The organism is Bradyrhizobium sp. BWA-3-5, from assembly GCF_032917985.1.
Classification (GTDB): domain Bacteria; phylum Pseudomonadota; class Alphaproteobacteria; order Rhizobiales; family Xanthobacteraceae; genus Bradyrhizobium.
The window spans coordinates 2,084,854-2,106,386 of sequence record NZ_CP136626.1; the positions used below are offsets into that span (position 1 = coordinate 2,084,854).

Here is a 21,533-nt window from a genome sequence, read left to right on the forward strand (position 1 = left end):
CGGATCTATCCCTGTTCGGGAGGGACTAGAAGCTGTTTGTATATCCAGTGGCGTCCGTCGTGGCGCCGCCATACCCTTCCAAAGACAAGCCGGCCGGTGATGGATCGTCGTGGAAATACCACGGTCCAGATGTGCCAGGTGTCTCTCCATGTCGCCGGCGGTCTGGTGTCCAGGGGTCTGTTGCTTTTTCTCGCAGCTATCATTTGCAACACTTCTCGAGAAGCACGCGATCGGTTGGAAATAAATCACGGACGCCTGTAATGAGATGGTCCGGGTAGGCAATCGCACGCGATCAGCCTAACGCTTCCTCGCGCCTGTGCAACGAGAGCCCGCCGTTAAGCTTGATACTGGTGGCAAGGTTAAATCCGGAACCGTCAACGTCGCACTGGGAGCCTGGCGAGTCGATGTTTGCCCCTGCGCGACCGCATGTCCACGCGGTCAGCACCTGCCGAAAACGCCCGTCAGCGCGCCGGGATTGGTCGCGCGCTACTTGTCCTTCCGCAAAATGCAAACCACGCGTCCCAGCGTCTGAACCCGCTGGCCGGAAAGGGGAGCACTAATTTCCGCCCTGATGACCTCGGCAGCCTTGTTGCAAAGCTCTTCCGACGGGAATGCCTGAATCTGCTGCGACGTCGGTTGGGTCGGACTTCCAGATACAATCCATTGCAGGGAGACGAAGAGAACCCAATCCATATTTATTGCCCACCTGAGCTGTTTTCGAGCTAGTCTATGCGGTGCAAGCGAAACGGGGAGTGTTCATGAAATTCCGCCTTACCATTGTTTGTCTGGTCGCCTTCACCGCGCCTGCACTGGCTCAATCCGGTATTTCCAACCAGCGGAATATGTACGGGAATATCGTGCGCGATAGCGGGCCGTACTCGGCTACGGGAGTAAACCAGGGGCCGATCAACCATGGCTCCATCAGGCAGTCGCCTGCGCAACCATCGCAGACGAACATGGTCCCTCCTAGGGGTGTGAGAAGGTAGGAGGGCCTCGCTGTTTCTGCGCCGGCACTCTGCCAGCAATCAGTTACGTCACCACCAAATCATCGGCCGCTGGGGCATGTCGCAGACTATTGCACGGCGGCTTTCGACCCCATTTGGCGTTTGGACGGGTACTCTCTTGATGCAGCCCGGATAGATCGCGAGATTGTAGTGAAATGGCGGGCCATCGAAATAACCATGGATCGGACAAAGGAAGGCGAGATCGGGGCCACAGCGGGTGAGGGGATAGTGGCGCTCGCGCGCCGATGCTGGAGCCGACGCTCCGACAAGCGCAGCAACAGCTAAAATAAGAGCTATCTTGAAACAGTCCGGCATATTCTGATCCTTGGGTGGAGGGAGCTTTCGTCGGAAATATTCTAAGATCGGGTACAATAACCCGCAATTTGCAATTTGCAATTTGCCAAGCCGAGCGGTCTGGCTCGCCATCCCCCGCGGCTGGCCACCACCTTACGAGCCGACGTTGCATCGCACCTCTAGCCGGGAGCAGCAATCACGCCTCTCCAGAACGTTTTCGAATGTCGGACTGACAGTGGCCTGAACCCGCACAGGAATCAGAGAATGTGCCGGACGCCGTAGCCAAACAATGCCCGCGCCACCAATCCGAGGAAATAGCCGGCTTGGGCCAGGGCTTGCGCAGTCATGATCGTCCATGCAGTATCGAAAAAACCGAAACCGCGGCTGATCGAAAAGACGATCGACAGCAGAAGGAGACCCGCGAGAATTACCAGCAGGGTTCGCAGGCGAAAACACAAGCCTGTCGCAAATCCCATCAGGGCCAATATTGCTGCGTAATCCATCCATGTTCCATATGTTCAGCGAATACAGCGGACACGAACACGCAACGGCTAGAGCGACGATTCGCTCCGATTACAAAGAAACTTTGACTTTGCTACTTGCCGCGATTTCCGCTGCCAAACGGCGCCTTCTTACAGCTCACTTCGAGTCGGCAGGCACGGCTCTTACGAATCGCATCGCGAAGTTAATCACGGAAGTCTACAAATATCAGCATGGTCAAATCCGGCCGCCGTTCAAAAGGGCGGCTGAACGCTCTTTCGGATTACCGGCTCCTGCCCCGCGCTGTGGACAAAAATATCAGGTCGACAGTCTTCACTTCACTGCTAGCCCCTGAAAATGGCCAAAATGGCTCAGTTTGAGGAGCAAATACGCCGGGCACGAATGTGAAACGCCGAGTACGGGAGGTATTGTGGCGGGATTGCAACTTGCCGCCCAAAAGGAGACATTCCGGGCACTTAGGCCTTTTCTGTGAAGGGGAGCGCCTTGTACTGTCTGGTTGCGTGGCCTTTTACGGGCCAGTTTGCGGCCAAAGATCGACCCCAAGTCGTAATGACAGAGTAGGCATCCGTGCATTTTCAGATTTCCACGCTGTCGCCAATGGGCGACTTGGTGAGGCGCTTGGGCTTGTCAATTTCCGCCGCGGTGCCTCTAATTTCCGCCGCGGTGCCTCTAATTTCCGCCGCGGTGCCTCTACAGCGTATTGGAAGGCCCGCTTTTGCTTTTGCCGTAGCGGTGTGCCTGTCCGCCTGCTCAGTGCTGCCCGGTACCGGTCCAAAAAGTGACGCAGTGCACGCAAACGCAACTGCCGGGCTACGTTCCAACGCGGCCCTTCCTTATGCGCTAGTCGATATCAGTGCCGATACCATTGGTTTTCTGTCGCAGCCGAACCTGATCACGTTTCAGGGCCAATTCCCTGACAAGCGGCCCAAGCCGCAGCAAGTTGTCGGCGTTGGCGACGTCCTGAACATCTCCATCTTTGAAGCGGCACCGGGTGGATTGTTCACGCCCGCAACGGCCGCGGGTGCCCGCCCCGGCAACTTCGTCGATCTGCCTGCCCAAGCTGTGGATCAGAAAGGCGCTATCCACGTTCCTTACGCAGGCGAGGTCCCGGCTGCCGCTCGCACTTTGCCCGAAATCCAGCAGGCGATCGTTGCTCGTCTGCGCAATCGCGCTATTGAGCCGCAAGTCGTTGTCAGCCTGAACCAGCAGCATTCGAGCGTCGTAAGTGTTCTCGGCGACGTGAATACGCCGGGCGTTCTCGCTCTTAATAGCGTGGGCGAGCGCATGCTGGCGCTGATCGCCCGTGCGGGCGGTCCCAAATTCGAAGCCATTGAGACCTATGTGACGCTTCAGCGCGACGGTAGGCGGGTCAAGGTGCTGCTGAGCCGCGTCGTGCACGACCCCCGCGAGAACATCTTCATCCGGCCAAACGACGTGATCTTCCTTACGCGTGAATCGCCGACCTTTACCGCGTTGGGCGCCCTCAATCAGAACGTGTTCGGCTTTAATTCGGAGATCCCGTTTGACGTGGAGACTTTGACGCTTGCGCAGGCGATCGGCAAGGCGGGCGGTCTGAACGATCAGCAATCGGATCCGGCCGAGGTTTATGTCTACCGGTACGAGGACCGGCCGCTTCTTGAGAAGATGGGCGTCGACACCAAGAGGTTCCCCTACGATCGGATACCGACGGTGTATCACCTCAACCTGCGCGACCCAGCCGGCATGCTCCTGGCCGCAGGCTTCCAGATCAAAACCAAGGACGTCATGTACGTAGCGAATGCCAAGGTGGTCGATTACTACAAGCTGCTGACACTTATCAGCAACACGGCGAACACAACGTCCGCCACGGCGAACGCGGTCACGAATGTGAACGCGGCGGTCAAGACGAGGTGGTAGGTTCTGGCCTAACTTGGTTCGCGGACGTCACTTGAAGTCCCTGTCGGAAACGGTCAGATCGATCCAACTCTGGCTGACCATCGTGGCGCAAACACTAGCGCCACTGTTTTTCGGATCCGTTGACCCGCTATGGGTGGTGGTCTGGGGCCTGGTGCTCTCGATCTGCGTTCTTTGTGGGATGGCGGTCCCGGTTGGGGTTCGGCAAAAGCGAGTCATATGGGTCTTTTTGGCGATTTGCTGCGCATATGCGCTTGTCGCGATTATTCAAGTTGTGCCCAATTTGAATGCATCATTGTCCGATCCGATCTGGGAGCGTGCGAGCGACCTTTTGAAGACTGACCTCGGCGTCAGGATTTCGGCTCGTGCCGAAATATCGCCGGCCGTGATCGGTCATTTCGTGCTGCTTGTGACTTCCTTCTTGAGCGGCATGTTCGTAGGGACCTCGCGCCGCTCCAGTGACACCCTCGTGAATGTCGCGCGATATTCCATCCTGCTCTACGCGTTCTACGGCTTGGCCTCACTCGCGCTTGCCCCAAACATGGTGCTGTGGGCACCCAAACTTGCTTATTCCGGATACCTGACCGCCACGTTCATCAATCACAATACGGCCGCAACCTTCATGGGGGCCGGCGCCATCTTGTGGTTTTGCTATGCCTATCTCTCGCTTGAGCGGCTGAATATTTCATCAATCCGATTGTTACTCCTGATACCGTCGAACGAGAAGCTGGCTTTCAAGCTCATGTTTCGTTCTGGGGCGGGATTGATCTGTTTCTTTGCGGTGTTGCTGACAGGATCGCGCGGCGGGCTGATCTGCACTTGTATCGGTTTGCTGGTGGCGATCGGCCTCATGATCGCTGGCAGGATAAAGATCAGGATCTGGTTCGTGTTGGGATCAGGTTTGATTGCCTTGGCATCATTGTTGTTCTGGTTGAGTGGAGTCGGTAGGATAGGAAGCCACGGCCTTTTCGACAGCGGCCGATGGTACGTTTATGAAATCTGCCTGAAGTTAATTAGCGAACGACCGCTATTTGGCATCGGAGCGGGAACGTTTGCAGATGTGTTTCCGTCCTTGCGAACGGACCAGCTCAGCAGCTGGGGTGTCTGGGACTATGCGCACTCGACCTTGCTTGAAATAGCCGTCGAAATGGGCATTCCGCTCGCAATCGCTATCGTGACAGCGGCGGCTGCGTCGGTCGTCATCCTCGGCAAGAGCGCGCTACGTCCAATGGACTGGGACCGGACCTCGTCATCTGCAATCGCCGGAATTGCGGTCCTAAGCTATCTCCATTCGACGATTGATTTCTCGCTGCAGATTCCGGGATATCTCATCGTATTCGGAATCATCTTGGGGTGCGGATTGGCGAGAGCAACCTCGGATCGAAGCCTTGTCCGAAGGTCGCGGTCGCCGCTTCCTGAAGTACCGGTGGTGAACCTGTCAATCGGCCGCTACAGCCCTGGGCAAGCCGAGCTGTAGCTTATTGACGACCGGCCAAGCGAACGTGCCGGTCCGCTTGCGCAAGACGTACGGCCGGGCGAATATCATACCAGAACCTGGCATCCGCGGCCGATTGGATCTTCAGCCATTGATAGTCGGTGTCCTGCCAAGTGTGGATGGAGTCGGTGAGATTATCGAGTACGAGATCACCCCTTGTCGTTGCGACGACCAGGACGAGGTGACCGATGCCCGACGGGGTCTTGACTACAGATAACCTTAGCGCTCTTGAAGGTAATCCGCGCTCAAGCAGCTCGTGACGCTTGGTGTTTGCATAGTCGTTGCAGTCTCCGCTGGCCGGAGCGATCTTCCAGCTGTCTTCAAGTTGCGGACCATAGGACTTGAGCTTCGGAGCAATCGCGATATTGACGTTGGTGTTCACGCGACGAAGCAGCTCGAGCGTCTCCTCCTTCAGTTCGATTCGATCGACTTCTGCCGGGTTCGATTTGCATTCGGATGGATACCTCATACAGAAACGAACATGTTGGAACGGCGCCAGCGTGGGGGCGCCCTCAACAATTGCGATCTGGCCCTTAAGGACTTGGTAAGGACGATCGCGAGCGTCGGCATCGCGGAGAATGAAGCATCCCGCAACCGTCGCAAGTAGCGACACGATTAGAACTTGTCGCGTCATGTGACAGCCGCCTGATCAGCAAAATGCGGTCCCCGGAGGGCGCGCAATCGAGCTGATTGTCACCACCGCGAGTTAAATCTTCGCTAATCTGGCCTCGCGCATTGCTACAGTATCGGGCTGAACTCGTGGCGGCCGGTACGCTGCCGATCTGCAAGCTGACACGAGCGGAATATCGTGTTGCTACCCGCATGCGTGAGAGCCGGAGGCGAAGCCGCTCCAGCGATTATCCCGCGCTCATACTCGTCATAGATGCCGTCGCGGTGTTTCGCGAAATGTTCTTGCGGGCAGCGAAGGTTGCAAGCGCCAAGAGAGCTATTGTTGAAGCGCGACGCGGGATCAGACAACAGTATTCCAGATTGCGTCGATGAAGTTTGCCGCGGTCCGAAATAGTTCGACAATTCCCCATCCGAGGAAGCCAAGCCATCCAATCATTGCCGCGGCGATAAGCGCAGCGAGGATTCCGATGGTTGCCCTTCTGGCCTTCCGGCGCGAGGCGACGCGCGGCTTGAGGATCGGATCCGGCAGATGAACTGGGCTAAGATTGTTCATTCGCGTTTTCACCATTTTATGAGTGTGATGAATAAACGAGAACGAATGAAAGGATCAATCGCCGGAACTAATTAACGTAAAAAACCATGGTTTAGGTTTTGCCTGATATGGAGTTCTTTTTCAGTTACGATTTCAGCGAACAGGAACGTCCGCATCCAGTCGTAATCAGCTTTTCCAGCGTACCTATGTCATGCGAGTGGGGAAGGGGCGGGTAGTTATATAACGCTAGCAAGATCGCCCGGCTGCACCAGGTCGCTGAACATTACGTTCCCCGATGGCTGTGAATGACCGGGAAACCAATCGACGGCGTTCAGCTCTAGACAGCGCAGTCCGAAAACATCAGCGAAGGCAGAGTGAAGATGATGATTTTGATATCGAGGGTCATTGACCAGTTCCGCGCATAAAATGCGTCATATGAGACGCGTTCCTCATAGGTTGTGCTGCGACGGCGGCTCACTTGCCACAATCCGGTAATCCCCGGCCGGCAGGCGAGATAGCTGTCAACCGAGTTTCCGTACCGCTCAAGCTCATCTTTTGTGACAGGACGCGGACCCACGATACTCATATCTCCGCGCAGGACGTTGAACAGCTGCGGTAGTTCGTCGAGGCTGGACTTGCGCAGGAGTTCACCAATCATGGTGATCCTGGGATCGTGGCGCAACTTGCGAGTTGCCGTCCACTCGGCGGCTGCAACAGGATCCGACTCAAGAAGGAGGCGTAGGCGCTCTGGCGCGTCCACGACCATGGTGCGGAATTTCAAGCAATCGAACTGCTTTCCATTGAAGCCCACCCTGCGATGGCGAAAGACAACCGGTCCGGGGGAGGTGGCCAAAGTCAAAACGAAACAAATGATCAGCAACGGCGCCAGCAACACAATTCCGGAAAGCGCCAGCACGATATCAATGAGCCTCTTTGACGTTGTTCCAATAGCAGCCGAGAACACTTCCGGGGCAATCCGCAGGCCATCGGGCGGATCTGCTTCTGCCAAACTACTCATTCGTTACTCCAAAAAACGCTCTTGGAAAATGCCTTTGATTTAATCTGAGGCTCTTTCGTTTACAGTTTTTTAGCAAATTAATGCGCAATGCACAATTTGAGAAGCGCGTTTTCTATGCATAAACCTCGGTAAGGTGAATTGGTTAAGTCATTAAATTAACAGACAATATACTGATATCGTCGAAAAATCGGGCATATAGGTAGCATAATATGCGCCGGAGAGTGGCTCGGTCGATCCAGCCCAGCTGGCCAAACCTGGGAAAATGGGCAGTCGGCGTGCTTGATACCGCATCACGGACGGGATGTTGAATTGGGCGCTAACCTGAAGTCGCCAGGACGGCGCTCCTCATCTTTACCGGTAAACAGAAGGAGCCCCCTATCAGTAGCAACGATATCGCCGCGCTGGAGGGTGGGATCGTTCATGGCGCGTTCCGAGGCTTCGGCGTCCTTCTGATCGAATTCCTCGGCCGCTTTCGTCCTTGCGCGAGCATTTGCAACGAACTCCTCGGACCGCTGACGTGCTTTCTCAAGGCGCTGTTGCCATTGTTCTCGCGTTAGGGCGGAATCCGAATGGTCATCGAGCTCTTGACTGAAACAAGGGGCAGAGATGGCTGCAAGCGATGTCGTCGCAAGGAGCATCGCGATACGAAATACCATGGCATTCCCTCGGCGATAACAGGCAGCTAGCAGCATTTCAGTCATTGCGGGCGGAAATGAGCCCGCGACGCGAGCGTCTAGGAGCGAAGCTTCCCTAGCTCTTCGGAAAACAGCCTCTTGCTGGAAGGAGAGAGCTGTTCAATCCTCGAATCGAGCAGCGCGCGAACATCCGCAGGAGCATTGAAATACAGACGGGCCGGGATCTCGACAAAGCGATGTCGAACCAGATGCTCGAACTCATCGAGGATCATGCGCTGAACATGCTCAGGCGCGGAAAGCGTCAGCGGTATTGCGACGATCATCCGGCGAAGCCCAACCCATGCTTCACGCGGTGAGGTCTCGTATGACGCAGCAAGCAGATCGAAAGAGTGGGTGCTAACCCCACGTGCGGTTTCAAGTCCAAATGCCACGAGCCAGGCAAATGAATCGCGCGGTGTGCAGCTCAGAATCCGGCGAGTGCGCGTCTCCAGAGACTGGACACGCCGATCAAAATCCGAAGTCGCCTTGGATCGAAGATCGGCGTCTGCGAGCGACAATTCCATGATCAGGAGAGCCCTCTGCGAGTGACTGTCGCAGGGATTCAAGGAACGCGCCGCAGCGCTCTCCAGCGTTCTGACGGAAGCGGCGTGGCTGAAATTCTCGAATCGCAGCAGCTGGGCTTCGACATCCCAAAAATCGGCGGCAACCATGCTCTGTCCAAGACTTGAAGCACCCCAGACGAGCCCAAGACACCCAACGGCGCCCATCAAGACAGGCAACCGTTTGGGTGTGAGAGAACGTGCTTTCTGTTCCACAGAAGGCAAAACCTACGCAATTTTTGCGGGAGCGTTCTTGTCCGAATAGTCGCGGCCGTAATAGCTATGGAGCCGATCCGAGTAGCCTTCGAAGCGGCGCATGACCGCCGCATCTGCCTTGTTTAGAACTGTCCCGAGCAAACGTTCCGACAGAACCGGGGAGGTGGTCACCGCCTTGCTGATCTCGTCGGCGGAGGTGCTGCCCCATTCGACTACCATAACAAAGGCGTCAAACATCAGAGCCGCTGCTTTAACATCGACCAGCGGCAGGATGGGCGGCAGGTCGACCAGGATATAGTCATAATCGTTCCGGGCTGACTTCAACATCTGCTTTACAGCAGGAGAGGTCAGGATGTCGGAACTGTTGGAAGGCCGGATGCGGGTCGACGAGGGCAGGAAATCGAACTTGTGCTTCGTGTCGGTAATGACAAGATCTTCGTAAGACATCTTGTCTGCGACCATGTCGAGCAGACCGGGCGTATCCGTGTAGCCCAGGCCGTTCGTCATTGTCGGGTTGCGCAAGTCGCCATCGATTAGCAGGGTCCGGCCGCCGCTCCTTGCGATGAAGGCTGCAAAGCCCGCCGCAACGGTGGTTTTCCCCTCGCCGGGCAGCGCGGAAACAATCCCGACAACCTTCGCCCCGGTCGGATGCAGATCGATCGCGACCTTGATGTACCGCAGCGCCTCTGCCGTTTCGGAGAACGGTTCAATTTCGCTGATCTGCTGGAATGCGCCCACCTCTTTCTTGTTCCAGCCCTTTCCGACCGTCGTTGGAAGTGTTGGAAGAACGGCCAGGCAGCTGCATCCCACAAGCTCTTCAAGCTGAGCGCGCGTATGAATTTGCCGATCCATTCGTTCGCGGGCGAACGCCAGCGTGACACCAAGGCCCAATCCGCTCACCACAGCCAGCGCCATGGTAAGGCCGATTTTCGGCGAACTTGGCAGCGAGGGCGGGGATGCTGCAGTTACGACGCGGGCTTCGGTCGACGGGAATGATTGTTGCTGAACCGATTGAGTAAACCTGGAGAGGAAAGTTTCATAGATTCCGCGATAGCTATTCGCAGCGGTCTCGAGCTCGCGCAAACGGACCTGCGATTGGCGCGTCGCACCGGATTGCTGGAAGACCTCGATCATGCGCCGATCGATAGACTCTTCCTGGGTTTTGGCAATTTGAAGTTCACTCTTGTAGCTCTCAGAAATACGGATGATTTCGTCCCAGATCGCACGTCTTGTGGCCGCCATCTGTGCTCGCAAATTTCTCGCGGCCTGATGGTCGGCCCCGTAACGGGCGCTCCACTCCGATTCCTTGTTTTGGTCGTCAAGATATTGCTGACGCAGTTTGGTGATCACGGGGTTGCTGAGCGCATCCGTAACGACCGGATCGGGGATAGCCAAATCCTCCTTGTCCTTGTCCAATCGTTGCTCAAGCACGCGCGTTATCCGGTCGAGTTTGGCCCGGGCCTGGCTGGTATCAGCGCGAGCCTTTGCGAGGGCGACGCCAAGCTGATCAAGCTCGACCTCGCTCGCCAGCTTGCCTTCGACGCCGATGATGATGCTGTTCTTTGACTTGAAGTCCTGGACCTCCCTGTAGGCATCGCTCGCCTGTTGCCGCAGCTCTCCAATCCGCTGCTCCAGCCAGACGCTGGCGCGACGGGTAGCTTCGAATTTCGCCTGCAACTGGTCTTCGATATAGGCATCTGCAAATGCATTGGCTATTTGTGCAGCCTTGTCACGGTTGAGCGAGGTATAGGCGATCTGCTCGATATAACTGCGACCGAGTCGGGTGACGCGCAGATTGTCCCTTAGCGTCCCAAGCACCCGGCGCGTAATCTCTTCCTCGGAGCGCTCGACCGCCGGCCCTGAGTCCAATTTGAAAAGCGCAAGGATTCGCTGCTTCAGGCCCTGACCGGCTCCAATGAATTCTGGGTCCTCGGTCAGGCGCAATCGACGGATAACGTTCAAGGCAACTTTTTCGGATCTGGTAGTCTCGATCTCGCTCTCGACGGCGGAGTCTTCAACCGAACGATTTTCGGTGGCCATTTCGGATTGCGTCCAGCTGATCCTCTTTGTGTCGATGATCATGTCGGCCTGGGCGGTATATCGTGCTGGCGTGATGGCAAGGTAAGCCAGGCCGGCGATCATCACCAATCCGGTAACGAGCGCGATGAAGCGCCATTGCCGAACCAGAAAATCGCGCACCTGCAGCAATGACAGCGTCTCTGCGCTGGCATCGTTTTCCAACGTCGGTACATATCGCGGAAACTTTCCCGCCACGTTCATCTGCAACTCCTGAAAACGAAGGCGCTGGCGGAAGCCTCAACGAGTTGCGCTTACTGGATTTGCCGCGGTTGACGAGCCGGTACCCGGTCTCGACGAAACAGCTACTGGCCCCGAATTGATCTGGAAAACTCCCAGGCTGCCTCCACCCCCGGGATTTTTGGGAGATCCTGGCGATGAATTCTTGTTCACGATCACGACGCTGCCGACAGAAGCGGTCGCGGACGAAATAGCCGCGCTGGTCGCTGCGGTTGACAGGTCTTCGGCAACGGCCGCGAAGGCACTCTGGAAAGCGCCGTCATCGAAGCCAGCAACGGCCTGCTGGATGAGAAGTGCTGCTTGCTGGTCGATCGTGGAACAGGCCAAGGCGGCGCGGGCGAGGCCCGCGGCAATTGCAGCACGGAACGCCGGTGACACTTGCGCCGCGAGGCGAACGAGATCGGGCGCCACCGATGCGTCAGTCGACGCCAGGTCGTTTACGGCCCCTTCGACTGCGCGGGCGTCCGCATCCGCAGGAGCGATGGATTTGGGATCTGATCTGAACTTGCTGACGGCTTCGTCAGTCACCGGGCTAGGGATAACGCAGGGTTTCGCCATTAACTGGTTGGCCGAGAATGCCAGCACCAACTGCGCCAGCAGTATCTTAACGAATAGGCTTGTACGCATTCCCGCTCCAAATAGTTGATTTTGATTGAAAAACCGAGCCCCAATCCTAATCGACACGGGGGTCTGTATCAACGGTGCATCTTTAGCTATGGTTGATCGACCAGAACAACTGCTTTTCGCGGGCTTAATGTCTGAATATACACGGTTTTTTCTAAACGTAGCCAGTCCGGATGGCGCTGCGAGCAGGGGATTTGCCGGAGCGCTGGGGATGGATGAGGAATATTTAATGATTGTTTTTGCCACATCGGTGAAAAACAGGGTGGGTTTTTTACCTTTAACCGCCAATCCCCCGGCGTGGGCGAATTGACAGCAATCATGCTTGCGGAGCGAGGTCGGCTAAGGGTGTTCGGGCGGGGGCCTGTGCTTCCGGATGGCCAGCGTATCTATGCCATAGGCGATATTCATGGGCGGCTCGATCTCCTCGACAAGCTGCTCGTCAAAATTGAGGCCGATGTCGACCAGCGTCCCGCCGCGCGGCCGATTTGTATTTTCCTGGGTGATTACATCGATCGGGGGCCTTCCTCCCGCGAGACGATCGACCGCTTGATCGAGCAGGGCAATAGGAGCGAGTGCGTCTTCCTCAAGGGCAACCATGAATCAATTGCCATCCGATGTCTCATCGATCGGAGTCGATTTGATCAGTGGATGCGACTAGGGGGAATGGAAACCCTTCACTCCTACAAGATCTCGGCCCAGGGCGTGAGGAACGACAAGAAAATAAGGGCACTGCAAGTCGCCTTCCACGAGGCGTTGCCTCAAGCGCATTTCAGGTTTCTCCGAGACTTACAAAACTCGTATACGGCAGGAGACTTTTTCTTTGTGCACGCGGGCGTAAAGCCGAGTGTCGGACTCGAAAGTCAAAGCGAAAGCGATCTACTCTGGATCAGGGAAGAATTCCTTTCATCAGATGTGGATTTCGGCAAGATCGTCGTTCATGGACACACGCCGGTTCACGAGGTCGAAGTCAGATCTAACAGGGTCAATATCGATACTGGCGCCTTTGCAACGGGACGCCTTACATGCCTGGTTATCGAGGGAGAATCGCTGTCCGTAATCAGCACATAGCAAGATTGGCGGCCTATGCTGCGAAGGGCCTGTATCCTCAGATCAATGCGCCGGAACTCGCTTGACCATCAGGGAATCGATATGGGCGCGCATTTTGTTGAAGAACTGATCGCGCCCGAACTGTCGAGCGTGTGCCGCTATCATAGAGGGGTCGCATTCCATCTCTGCCAGGCTGCGGACCGATTTGCAGATCGCCTCTACCGTCTGTTCGCCGAAGAATACGCCTGATACGCCTTGCAATACAGTTTCAGTGGCGCCACCACGCGCGAAGGCGACGACCGGGCGTCCGCTCGCCATCGCCTCGACTGGCACCATTCCAAAATCCTCTTCCCCTGGGAAGATCAGTGCTCGGCATTGAGAATAGTGCTTCTGGAGCATGTCGAATGGCTGGGATCCCATTACAGTAATAGTCGGACCGGCGATGCGACGGATCTTGTCAAGCATCTCGCCACTGCCGATCACCACGAGCTTCAATCCCATCTCATTGAATGCACGGACCGCCAAGTCCGGCCGCTTGTAGGACACCAACTCGCCCGCCATCAGGTAGTAGTCGCCCAGCTCGGAGGGAGCCGCAACCGAAAACGTCTCAGTATCAACCGGAGGGTGAATCACGACCGAGTCGCGTCTGTAATACCGTTGAATGCGGTTGGCCACGGTCGCCGAGTTTGCGACAAAGCTGTCGACACGCGCGGCGGATGATATGTCCCACATCCTCAGGTAATGTGATAGGGGCGGCATCAGCAGCCGCGTCAGCCTGCCTGCGCCACTCCTGTAGTCGTGGTACATGTTCCAGATGTAGCGCATGGGCGTGTGACAGTAGCAAACGTGAAGAGCTTCCGGCGGTGGTATGATCCCCTTTGATGGTCCGGATTCACTGCTGATGACGAGATCGTATCCGCGTAGATCAAGCTGCTCGAGCGCCAGTGGCATCAGGGGTAGATAGCTTTTATACATCCGCGCGGCGCGGGGCAGGGAATTGATGTAGGTCGGGATGACGCGATGCTGACGAATTCGATCAGAAACCATCTCGGGAACGTAGACATGCGTAAAAATGTCGGCCTGCGGGTACATCTCACACAGGGCCTCGACCACTTTCTCGCCGCCCCGCATGCCAACGAGCCAGTAGTGAACGATTGCCACTTTCATCGGGGATGCCCTGGAATCGAGTTAAGTGTCGCCGGCGCAGGGTCTTCTTAGCTTGGCACCCTGGCCAGGCCAATATCGCCTTCGGACTTCAACCAGATATTGTTAACCTCTCGGAACGAGATGCAGAGTCTCACAGTCAATGCAGTAACCACAATGGCCTTTTCGTCCGGACATTAACCTCCACGCCGGCGTGGCGCTGGGAAAATCGTTTGCACCGTGCTTAACCAAATCTACAAAACGCTGCTGCCGCTTCGCGTAATTGTTGCGATGACGTTGCCTTATCGGGGGTGGAGCTCCAGTCGAAAGCCAGGACCGAGCAAAAGCTGCCCCTCTTGAATAGAGCGAAAGCAATGAGCGAAGAAGCCGTGGAATTTGCTGATCGTCCAGATAGTTCCTCGCGGAATCCCATGACCGGGAAGAGGCTCCGGATCGCTGTTGGCATAGCGACGGCAGGCAGAAAAGCGATTCTTGACTACACGCTTGGTCTGATCGCGCGGCAGACCCGCTTGCCGGACGCATTGATTGTTTGTCCGGCAACGCCGGACGATTTGAACGCACAACTGCTTTCGGATCTTCCGTTCAGGACGTCTGTTCGAACAGGAAAGCGCGGGCTCACGGCGCAACGCAATCAGATTTTGGCAGAGGCCACTCTGGCGGACGTGATTGTGTTCTTCGACGACGATTTTTTTCCACAGCTCAACTATATCGAGGAAATCGAAAGGTTGTTCGTCGAGAGCGCGGATGTAGTTGCAATCACTGGTCGGCCGATCATTGACGGAGCCAACGGGCCGGGCGTGGAAGCAGAGGTTGCGCTGAAGATAATTGCGGATGACGGGCTGCACACCCGTGATCGCTCAGTCGAGCCGACCTACGGAACGTACGGCTGCAACATGGCTTTCCGAATGGGACCGGTCCGGGAACTCGGTCTATCGTTCGATGAGAATTTGCCGCTCTATGGCTGGCAGGAAGATATAGATTTTTCCCGGCAGCTCTCCGGAGCGGGCAGGATCATCGATGCAAAGGCGCTACGCGGTGTACATCTGGGAGCAAAAGGCGGACGTACTTCGGGAGTCCGGTTCGGTTATTCGCAAATAGCAAATCCAGTTTATCTCATTCGCAAGGGCACCGTGTCTTTTTCTTTCGCAGGGCCGCTCCTTTGGCGGAACGTGTTGGCAAATCTTGCCAGGAGTGTCAGACCGGAGCCCTGGATCGACCGCAGGGGAAGGTTGAGAGGGAATTGCATGGCTTTAGGAGATTTTCTTGCCGGACGCATCGCACCGCAACGGATACTCGAGCTTGACTAAGGCATGACGAGTTGCGATGCGCGATCGGGTCAAGCGGAATAGCCTCGCATTTTGAAAAGCGAACGTTGCAATGACGGTTGAACTGATTGGCGCGATAACTCTCGTTGTTGGCTTGATTGGTCTCTTTGTGCGGCCAAACTTCATTGTCTATGCATTCCTTGGATCGACGCTTCTCGGCGCTGCTGCTGCCCTCATCCTGACTTCCCTTGGGGGAACGACCATCCAGCCGGCGCATCTGCTGCTTGGCTTTCTGTCGGTGAGGCTGCTTGCGGACCGTGAAATCCGGTTCCGTGTGCTTCAGGTGGTATATCCGGGCAGTCCGGGCTTTTGGTTGCTCGTGACCGTCGGTTACTCGACAATCAGCGCATATCTGATGCCGCGTCTCTTTCAGGGACAAACGTTCGCTTATGCGGTTCGTGCGCAGAGCGGGGAGAACTATCTTTCTCCGCTTGGACCGACCACGTCGAATTTAACACAATCGATTTACCTCATTGGGGATTGCGTCTGCTTCCTTCTCCTTGCCGGCTTCGGAGCCACCGAGTCTGGAAGAAGATGTCTGGGACGAGCAGCGTTGATGTGCGTGGTATTGAACTTGGCGTTCGGCTTGCTGGACCTCGTTACGTTCATGACGAACACCGGCGAATTGATGTCGTTCATTCGTAATTCGACATATTCGATCATGAGCGACACTGAATCGGCCGGCTTCAAGCGAATAGTCGGTTCTTTCGTCGAAGCATCCAGCTTCAGTTATTGGACATTGGGATACTTCGCATTTGCGATAGCGCTTTGGCTTCACGGAGTCGGAGGCCGACTGACGTTATCCTTGGGCATCTTGTCGTTTCTCGCGCTGCTATTCTCGACATCGACTACGGCATATGTCGGTCTGGCGGGCTATTTGGCTGTGCAGTTCGCGATCGCTTTCTTCAGTTTCCTGTTCGGACCAATTCGGCGGGAAATGCTCGTCTTCATGATATGCGCACCCTTTGTATTCGTCATTGTGGCGATCGCGATTGCCCTCAACGACGCCTCCTATGCCTATTTCTCGGAGCTTCTGAACCAGTTCGTTCTCAACAAGATGTCGACCTCCTCGGGGATCGAGCGATCGAGATGGAATAGCCAGGCCATACAGAATTTCGTCGATACGTTCGGCTTCGGAGCGGGTAATGGCAGCGTGCGGGCATCGAGTTTTCCAGTTGCGGTCATCGGCAGTCTCGGAATTCTGGGTGCCGCGAGTTATGCCATGTTCCTTTTCTCTATCTGGATTAGAAAGAAGCGCCCTCAGCCGTCTAGCGTGCCGGCGCTGCAGATTGCGGCACGATCAGCTTGCCTGGCGTGGCTAATTGCCGCTTCAGCGTCCGCCGGCTTCATCGATCTCGGTCTGCCATTTTTCGCTTTTGCGGCATTGGGCTGTCTGGACTCGCCCAGGGTACGAACCCAGGTGCCGAGAGCCCAAGCAGTCGTTTCGTATCGCTAGGTGCCGAACAAATAATTTGTTCGATCCCGGCTGCTCGAGTAGCCTAGGGAATAGCCTAGTCCCGCTCCGGAGATAGCAGCCGTGTTCAAGCCCGCACGATTATGCTTTCAGGCGCGACCATTCACCTACCTGCTCATAGCACGCTCCGTTGTACTGGTCCTTGGGCTTGGGTTTTGCGCGGCCTGTTCGGCACAATCAGCCGGTAATCCGCCGACATCACCCGGCGACCTGCGGGACGACCGGAGCCCATGGGGGGTAGCGACGGGGGCGGAATGGCTGAATGATTATCCCAAATTCAATCCGATGCTACGGCAGGCCGGCATCCGATGGCTCCGTGGCTTCTATGAGTGGCAAACGATTCAGCCCAGACCGGGTGAATGGAATTTCGTTCTGCCTGATCGGCTCCTGGAAAACGCGCGTTCAAACGGACTTCACCTGACCGGCATGTTTGCGTACTTTGCCCCTTGGGCATCTGCGGACGGCGGGACGCGAAGATTCCCGATAAAAGATATCCGGTTTTGGCGCGACTATGTCGCCGCACTTGTGACGAGATATCATTCCGACATCAAGTATTGGGAAGTCTGGAACGAGTTCAATGGCAGCTTCGCCGTGGATGGATCGCCCGAGATCTATGCCGAGCTGGTGCGCGAGGCGTTCATCTCCGCGAAGAAGATCGATCCGACGGCAAAGATCGGCATGAGCGTGGCGAACTTCGATGTTCGCTTTCTTGACGCTACGATCAAGGCAGGGGCAGCTAACCACTTCGATTACATCTGTGTGCATCCCTACGAGATCCTGGCCGGACTTCGGCAAGGGGGAGAACCTGCATTCCTCAACATGACCACGACGTTGCGGAAGATGCTTGACGCGAACAGGCAGTCTGCCGACACGCCGCTCTGGATAACGGAGATCGGCGCGCTGGCGCCAGTGAAGCGAGACGATGTCGAGGATCAGGCACAGGCAGTCGCGCTCGCGAAGGCCTATCTGCTGTCGATTGTGGCAGGTTTCCAGCGGGTATTTTGGTTCGAAGCACGGGGGCCATCCTACGGAGACGGCAAGGACCACGGGCTCATTCGCTCCGATATGACGGCACGTCCCTCCTTGGATGCTCTCGGGGTATTAACCGCCGCGCTGGGCGCGGAGCCAACCTCGGCAGGCTGGTTGGATTTTGGCGAAGGGGCCTTTGCTTTCGCCTTTAATAACGGGGGAAAGGCGGTTCTGGGAGCCTGGGCGGGCGCAAAGCGCAAAGTCAATGTCGTGTTCGATGGCGATGTACGTCTTTTGAGCCTGAAGGGGGAAAGCACGACATTGCGCGCCGGCGATTCGCTGACGCTGACTGACACGCCGGTCCTGATCGAGGGGCTACCCGCTGCATTGGTCGAGAAGGCGCGGGCTCAGCAGAAGCAGCCCTTTCCATGGAAGGTCGACTATCAAGGAGCTGAACTGGCGACGTTACTACTCGGTGAGCGGAACATAGGAACCGGAATAAGGTCGATCAACCAGGACACCACGATCGCTGACCGGGAGTGGCGGCGGTTGGACTTTTCTCGATCCGACAAGGAAGGACACTACGTTTATTTCTGGGTGGATCCGCAATTTGCCGGACTGGAGGCGAAGAGCATCGAGGTAACGACGGTAGTGAAGCGGGTCGCAACCGATAAGCAGGCGGGTCTAAGCATCGACTACGAATCGAGCCGAGGCTATGTCGGCACTGATTATCGTAACATCCCCGCAAGTGACGCCTGGCAAGAGCTGTCTTGGGCCTTAAAGGATACAAGTTTTGCCGGTGCCTGGGGTTGGAGCTTCCGGATAAACGCCATCTCGTCACCAAACGAGTTCCTGATAAAGGAGGTCAGAATCAGGAAAATTCGGTAACGGCGTCGTCTTAACCATTAATTCGGCTGTCACTCTACGACGGTGCTTCTTTGAGTTATTGCTGGATTTCACCGTCGCTGCGTTCTTTGATTTTTGAATTTCTCGATGGGCCAACTGCGAAGCAGCAGTGGGATGCTGGCCGAGAGCAATCACTGAGATTGCAAAGGAAAATGGTCATGATTGCCTTTGGTGGGTTCAGGCAGGTAAAGCGACTTTTGTGCGTCGGCGCGCACTCTGACGATATCGAAATCGGTGCCGGCGCGACCGTGCTGCGGATCGTCCGGGAAAATCCTGACGTCGAAGTGACGTGGTGCGTGCTTTCGGGGAATGAGGTTCGTCACGATGAGGCTCATCGTGGCGCTGAGCGAATCCTGGGTGACGTCTCGCGGCGCATCCTGCTGCAGAATTTCGCTGATTCGCGCTTCCCTGCGCATCGCGAACAGATCAAGGAGTTCTTCGAGCATAATTTGAAATCGGCCGACCCGGGGCTCATCCTTACGCATGCGCGCGGCGACGCGCATCAGGATCATCGCATCGTCAACGAGTTAACCTGGAATACGTTTCGATCGCATCAAATATGGGAGTATGAGATTCCGAAATGGGACGGAGATTTGATGCAGCCGAACTTGTTTGTTCCGCTCGACCCCGAGGACGTTGCGGTAAAGATTGAGGTGCTGCGCGATGTATTTTCCAGTCAGCGAAACAAACACTGGTTCGACGAAGAGACTTTCCGGGGGATGATGCGGATTCGCGGACTTGAAAGCAATACGCGCTATGCGGAGGCGTTTTTCGCGCGAAAGTTCGTGGTCGCCTGAGTTCGGCGGCGGGCGCTCCAAGCGAGGTGTAGTTGAGTTTTCGAAGGCTATCCATTAACGGAAAATTCCTCGGAGCCAAGCCAACCGGTGTGCACCGGGTGGCTGAGCAGCTCATTCGCCAGCTGTACATTCGCCGGGATGAGCTCGAGGATCTATTCCACGAAGCCGTCGGTATCATTGCCCCTCGGAATGTGCGCGATGGCCGCCACGACGCATTTCCGCTCGAACGTGCGGGAGTTTTGCGCGGCCAGCTTTGGGAGCAACTCGACCTTCCGAGACTGGCGAGAAAGGATTTGCTCCTCGATCTCTGCAATCTGGGACCGATGGCGAGCACGGCTGCAATCACGATGATTCACGACGCTCAGGTGTTTATCACCCCGGAATCATATAGTTGGGCATTCGCAAGGTGGTATCGCACGGTGCTGCCCGTGATCGGGCATCGCCACCTCAGGATACTGGCAGTATCGCAGTTTTCCGCCGACCAGCTAGTTCGATATGGAGTCACTCAGCCCGACCGGATTTCTGTGATTCCGAACGGTGTCGACCATCTGCTAAGTTACAATCCTCGACCTGAGATCATTGATCGCTTGCGATTGCGAGGGCGAGGTTTTGTGATCGCGCTGGCTAACGTCCAGGCGCATAAGAACATCGGTTTGTTGCTCAAAGCCTTCTCTGACCCCTCGCTTGCAGCGTTGAAACTGGTGCTGGTAGGGGCCGCTGAGCCGAAACAATTCGAAGCGCTGGGTTATTCGATCCCGCAAGGCGCCGTTTTCGCCGGTAGGATCGATGACGGCGAGCTTCGGGCGCTGCTGGAGGCCGCACTTTGTCTGGCGTTTCCCTCGACCACTGAAGGATTTGGCTTGCCGCCGCTCGAGGGCATGACAGTCGGTTGTCCGGCGGTGCTGGCGCCCTGCGGCGCGCTGCCGGAAGTCGGCGGGGAGGCTGCAATGTACGCAGCCGCCGATGATCCTGCGCAATGGGTGGAAGCCATCGCCAAGCTCGCAAACGACTCTGACCTATGGGAGCGCTATTCGCTCGCGGGGCGGGAGCGTTCCGCGCTATTTTCCTGGGATCGGGCCGGGCAAAAGCTCGTCGAGGTGATAAGGCACGTCGTCGACAGTGAGCGGTTAGGCGCTCACGGCCGCTTTTGACCTCCCGCGCACGGGCTCAGACGCAGGATCCGATCCGTGCCGCAAAAAGCTACTGAAGGCTGTCGCGCGCCGGGGCGCCGGTCTTGAGGGCAGGCGTGATCGTCGGCAGAACAGGTCGCGACAAGGGCTTCGCCCAGACCTGCCACTTGGCCTTCCCGGCGTTGACCATGTCGTCGAGCATCATCTTTTCCTTGAAGGTATCCATGCACGCCCAGAAGCCGTCATAACGGTAAGGGGCTAGTTGGTTCGCCGCAATGAGGCGCTTCATCGGCTCCTCGACCATTTCCTCGCCGGGTTTGATGTAGTCGAAGACTTCCCGACGCATAATCCAGTATCCGCCATTGATGTAGAGGCCGAGCTGATCGGCAGGTTTGATGCCGATCAGTTCACCCGCGGCATTGTACTGCACGGCGTGAAAGCTGGAGCTCGGTTTGACCGCGACGAAGCTCATGGTCTTCTTGGAACGCTTGAGCGTGTCGATCATGTCATCGAGCGGTGCGTCGGTCAGACAGTCAGCATAGCTGCACATGAAGTATTCGTCAGAAGCGACGTGTTCCCGCACTTTCACCAGCCGTTCGCCGATGTTTGACTCCATGCCGGTATCGACGAATGTAATCGTCCAATCATCGATGTCCGACGAGAGCAGCTTGACGGTCCTGCCGCCGTTGGTGATCACGAAGTCGTTGCTCATCGCCTCGTTATAGCTCAGGAAAAAATCCTTGATGAATTCGGATTTATAGCCGAGTGCCAGTATGAATTCCTTATGTCCATAATGCGCGAAGTACTTCATCGTGTGCCAAACGATGGGCCTCGAACCAACAGGCACCATTGGCTTCGGAGTGTTCTCCGAGAACTCGCGTAGCCGAAGGCCCTTTCCGCCGCAGAAAATGACGACTTTCATTCGAGTGTCCTCAAGCAAGGGGCCAATATTGACGCCATGGAA

At 56.4% G+C, this 21,533-nt stretch carries 17 protein-coding genes; 8 read left to right on the forward strand and 9 right to left on the reverse strand.

Annotated elements, in window-relative coordinates; all coding sequences use genetic code 11:
* Positions 1-1,555: 1,555 nt before the first annotated feature.
* A complete protein-coding gene (locus RX331_RS10065) occupies positions 1,556-1,801 on the reverse strand; it encodes a hypothetical protein (RefSeq protein ID WP_317256407.1) in 246 nt (81 codons plus the stop codon).
* A 565-nt stretch (positions 1,802-2,366) separates the two neighbouring features.
* On the opposite strand from RX331_RS10065, the gene RX331_RS10070 reads away from it, so the two are divergent.
* A complete protein-coding gene (locus RX331_RS10070; RefSeq protein ID WP_317256408.1) occupies positions 2,367-3,695 on the forward strand; it encodes a polysaccharide biosynthesis/export family protein in 1,329 nt (442 codons plus the stop codon).
* Positions 3,696-3,726: 31 nt separating this feature from the next.
* Positions 3,727-5,169 (forward strand): O-antigen ligase family protein, encoded by a 1,443-nt coding sequence (locus tag RX331_RS10075; RefSeq protein ID WP_317256409.1) that lies wholly within the window; start codon positions 3,727-3,729, stop codon positions 5,167-5,169.
* Position 5,170: 1 nt separating this feature from the next.
* On the opposite strand, the gene RX331_RS10080 is transcribed toward RX331_RS10075, so the two are convergent.
* The 6 genes from RX331_RS10080 to RX331_RS10105 form a co-directional block, all read right to left on the reverse strand.
* The gene (locus RX331_RS10080) at positions 5,171-5,821 is read right to left on the reverse strand and encodes a transglutaminase-like cysteine peptidase (protein ID WP_317256410.1); all 651 of its coding nucleotides are present in this window, start codon (positions 5,819-5,821) and stop codon (positions 5,171-5,173) included.
* Positions 5,822-6,686: 865 nt separating this feature from the next.
* The gene (locus RX331_RS10085) at positions 6,687-7,367 is read right to left on the reverse strand and encodes a sugar transferase (protein WP_317256411.1); all 681 of its coding nucleotides are present in this window, start codon (positions 7,365-7,367) and stop codon (positions 6,687-6,689) included.
* Between the two features lie 290 nt (positions 7,368-7,657).
* Positions 7,658-8,023: a hypothetical protein gene (locus RX331_RS10090; protein WP_317256412.1), complete on the reverse strand. Its 366-nt coding sequence runs from the start codon at positions 8,021-8,023 to the stop codon at positions 7,658-7,660.
* Positions 8,024-8,100: 77 nt separating this feature from the next.
* A complete protein-coding gene (locus tag RX331_RS10095) occupies positions 8,101-8,712 on the reverse strand; it encodes a hypothetical protein (protein WP_317256413.1) in 612 nt (203 codons plus the stop codon).
* A 117-nt stretch (positions 8,713-8,829) separates the two neighbouring features.
* Complete coding sequence (locus tag RX331_RS10100) at positions 8,830-11,097, reverse strand: polysaccharide biosynthesis tyrosine autokinase (RefSeq protein ID WP_317256414.1); 2,268 nt, start codon at positions 11,095-11,097, stop codon at positions 8,830-8,832.
* A gap of 36 nt (positions 11,098-11,133) precedes the next feature.
* A complete protein-coding gene (locus RX331_RS10105) occupies positions 11,134-12,045 on the reverse strand; it encodes a hypothetical protein (RefSeq protein WP_317256415.1) in 912 nt (303 codons plus the stop codon).
* 18 nt (positions 12,046-12,063) lie between these two features.
* Here RX331_RS10105 and RX331_RS10110 point away from each other — a divergent pair, with 18 nt between their 5' ends.
* Positions 12,064-12,825, forward strand: a complete 762-nt coding sequence (locus RX331_RS10110) for a metallophosphoesterase (protein WP_317256416.1) — start codon at positions 12,064-12,066, stop codon at positions 12,823-12,825.
* Between the two features lie 42 nt (positions 12,826-12,867).
* On the opposite strand, the gene RX331_RS10115 is transcribed toward RX331_RS10110, so the two are convergent.
* Positions 12,868-13,971: a glycosyltransferase gene (locus tag RX331_RS10115; RefSeq protein WP_317256417.1), complete on the reverse strand. Its 1,104-nt coding sequence runs from the start codon at positions 13,969-13,971 to the stop codon at positions 12,868-12,870.
* A gap of 350 nt (positions 13,972-14,321) precedes the next feature.
* Between RX331_RS10115 and RX331_RS10120 the strand changes: the two genes are divergently transcribed.
* The 5 genes from RX331_RS10120 to RX331_RS10140 all read left to right on the forward strand — a co-directional run bounded on the left by RX331_RS10120 (position 14,322) and on the right by RX331_RS10140 (position 20,590).
* The gene (locus tag RX331_RS10120) at positions 14,322-15,275 is read left to right on the forward strand and encodes a glycosyltransferase family 2 protein (RefSeq protein WP_317256418.1); all 954 of its coding nucleotides are present in this window, start codon (positions 14,322-14,324) and stop codon (positions 15,273-15,275) included.
* Positions 15,276-15,345: 70 nt separating this feature from the next.
* Positions 15,346-16,749, forward strand: a complete 1,404-nt coding sequence (locus tag RX331_RS10125) for a hypothetical protein (protein WP_317256419.1) — start codon at positions 15,346-15,348, stop codon at positions 16,747-16,749.
* 81 nt (positions 16,750-16,830) lie between these two features.
* Positions 16,831-18,624: a glycosyl hydrolase gene (locus tag RX331_RS10130; RefSeq protein ID WP_317256420.1), complete on the forward strand. Its 1,794-nt coding sequence runs from the start codon at positions 16,831-16,833 to the stop codon at positions 18,622-18,624.
* Between the two features lie 176 nt (positions 18,625-18,800).
* Positions 18,801-19,439 (forward strand): PIG-L deacetylase family protein, encoded by a 639-nt coding sequence (locus RX331_RS10135; protein ID WP_317256421.1) that lies wholly within the window; start codon positions 18,801-18,803, stop codon positions 19,437-19,439.
* Between the two features lie 32 nt (positions 19,440-19,471).
* Entirely contained in the window at positions 19,472-20,590 is a 1,119-nt protein-coding gene (locus tag RX331_RS10140; RefSeq protein WP_317256422.1) for a glycosyltransferase family 1 protein, read from the forward strand.
* A gap of 49 nt (positions 20,591-20,639) precedes the next feature.
* Here the strand turns inward: RX331_RS10140 and RX331_RS10145 are convergent, their stop codons facing one another.
* Entirely contained in the window at positions 20,640-21,491 is an 852-nt protein-coding gene (locus RX331_RS10145) for a sugar phosphate nucleotidyltransferase (RefSeq protein WP_317256423.1), read from the reverse strand.
* Positions 21,492-21,533 lie beyond the last annotated feature (42 nt).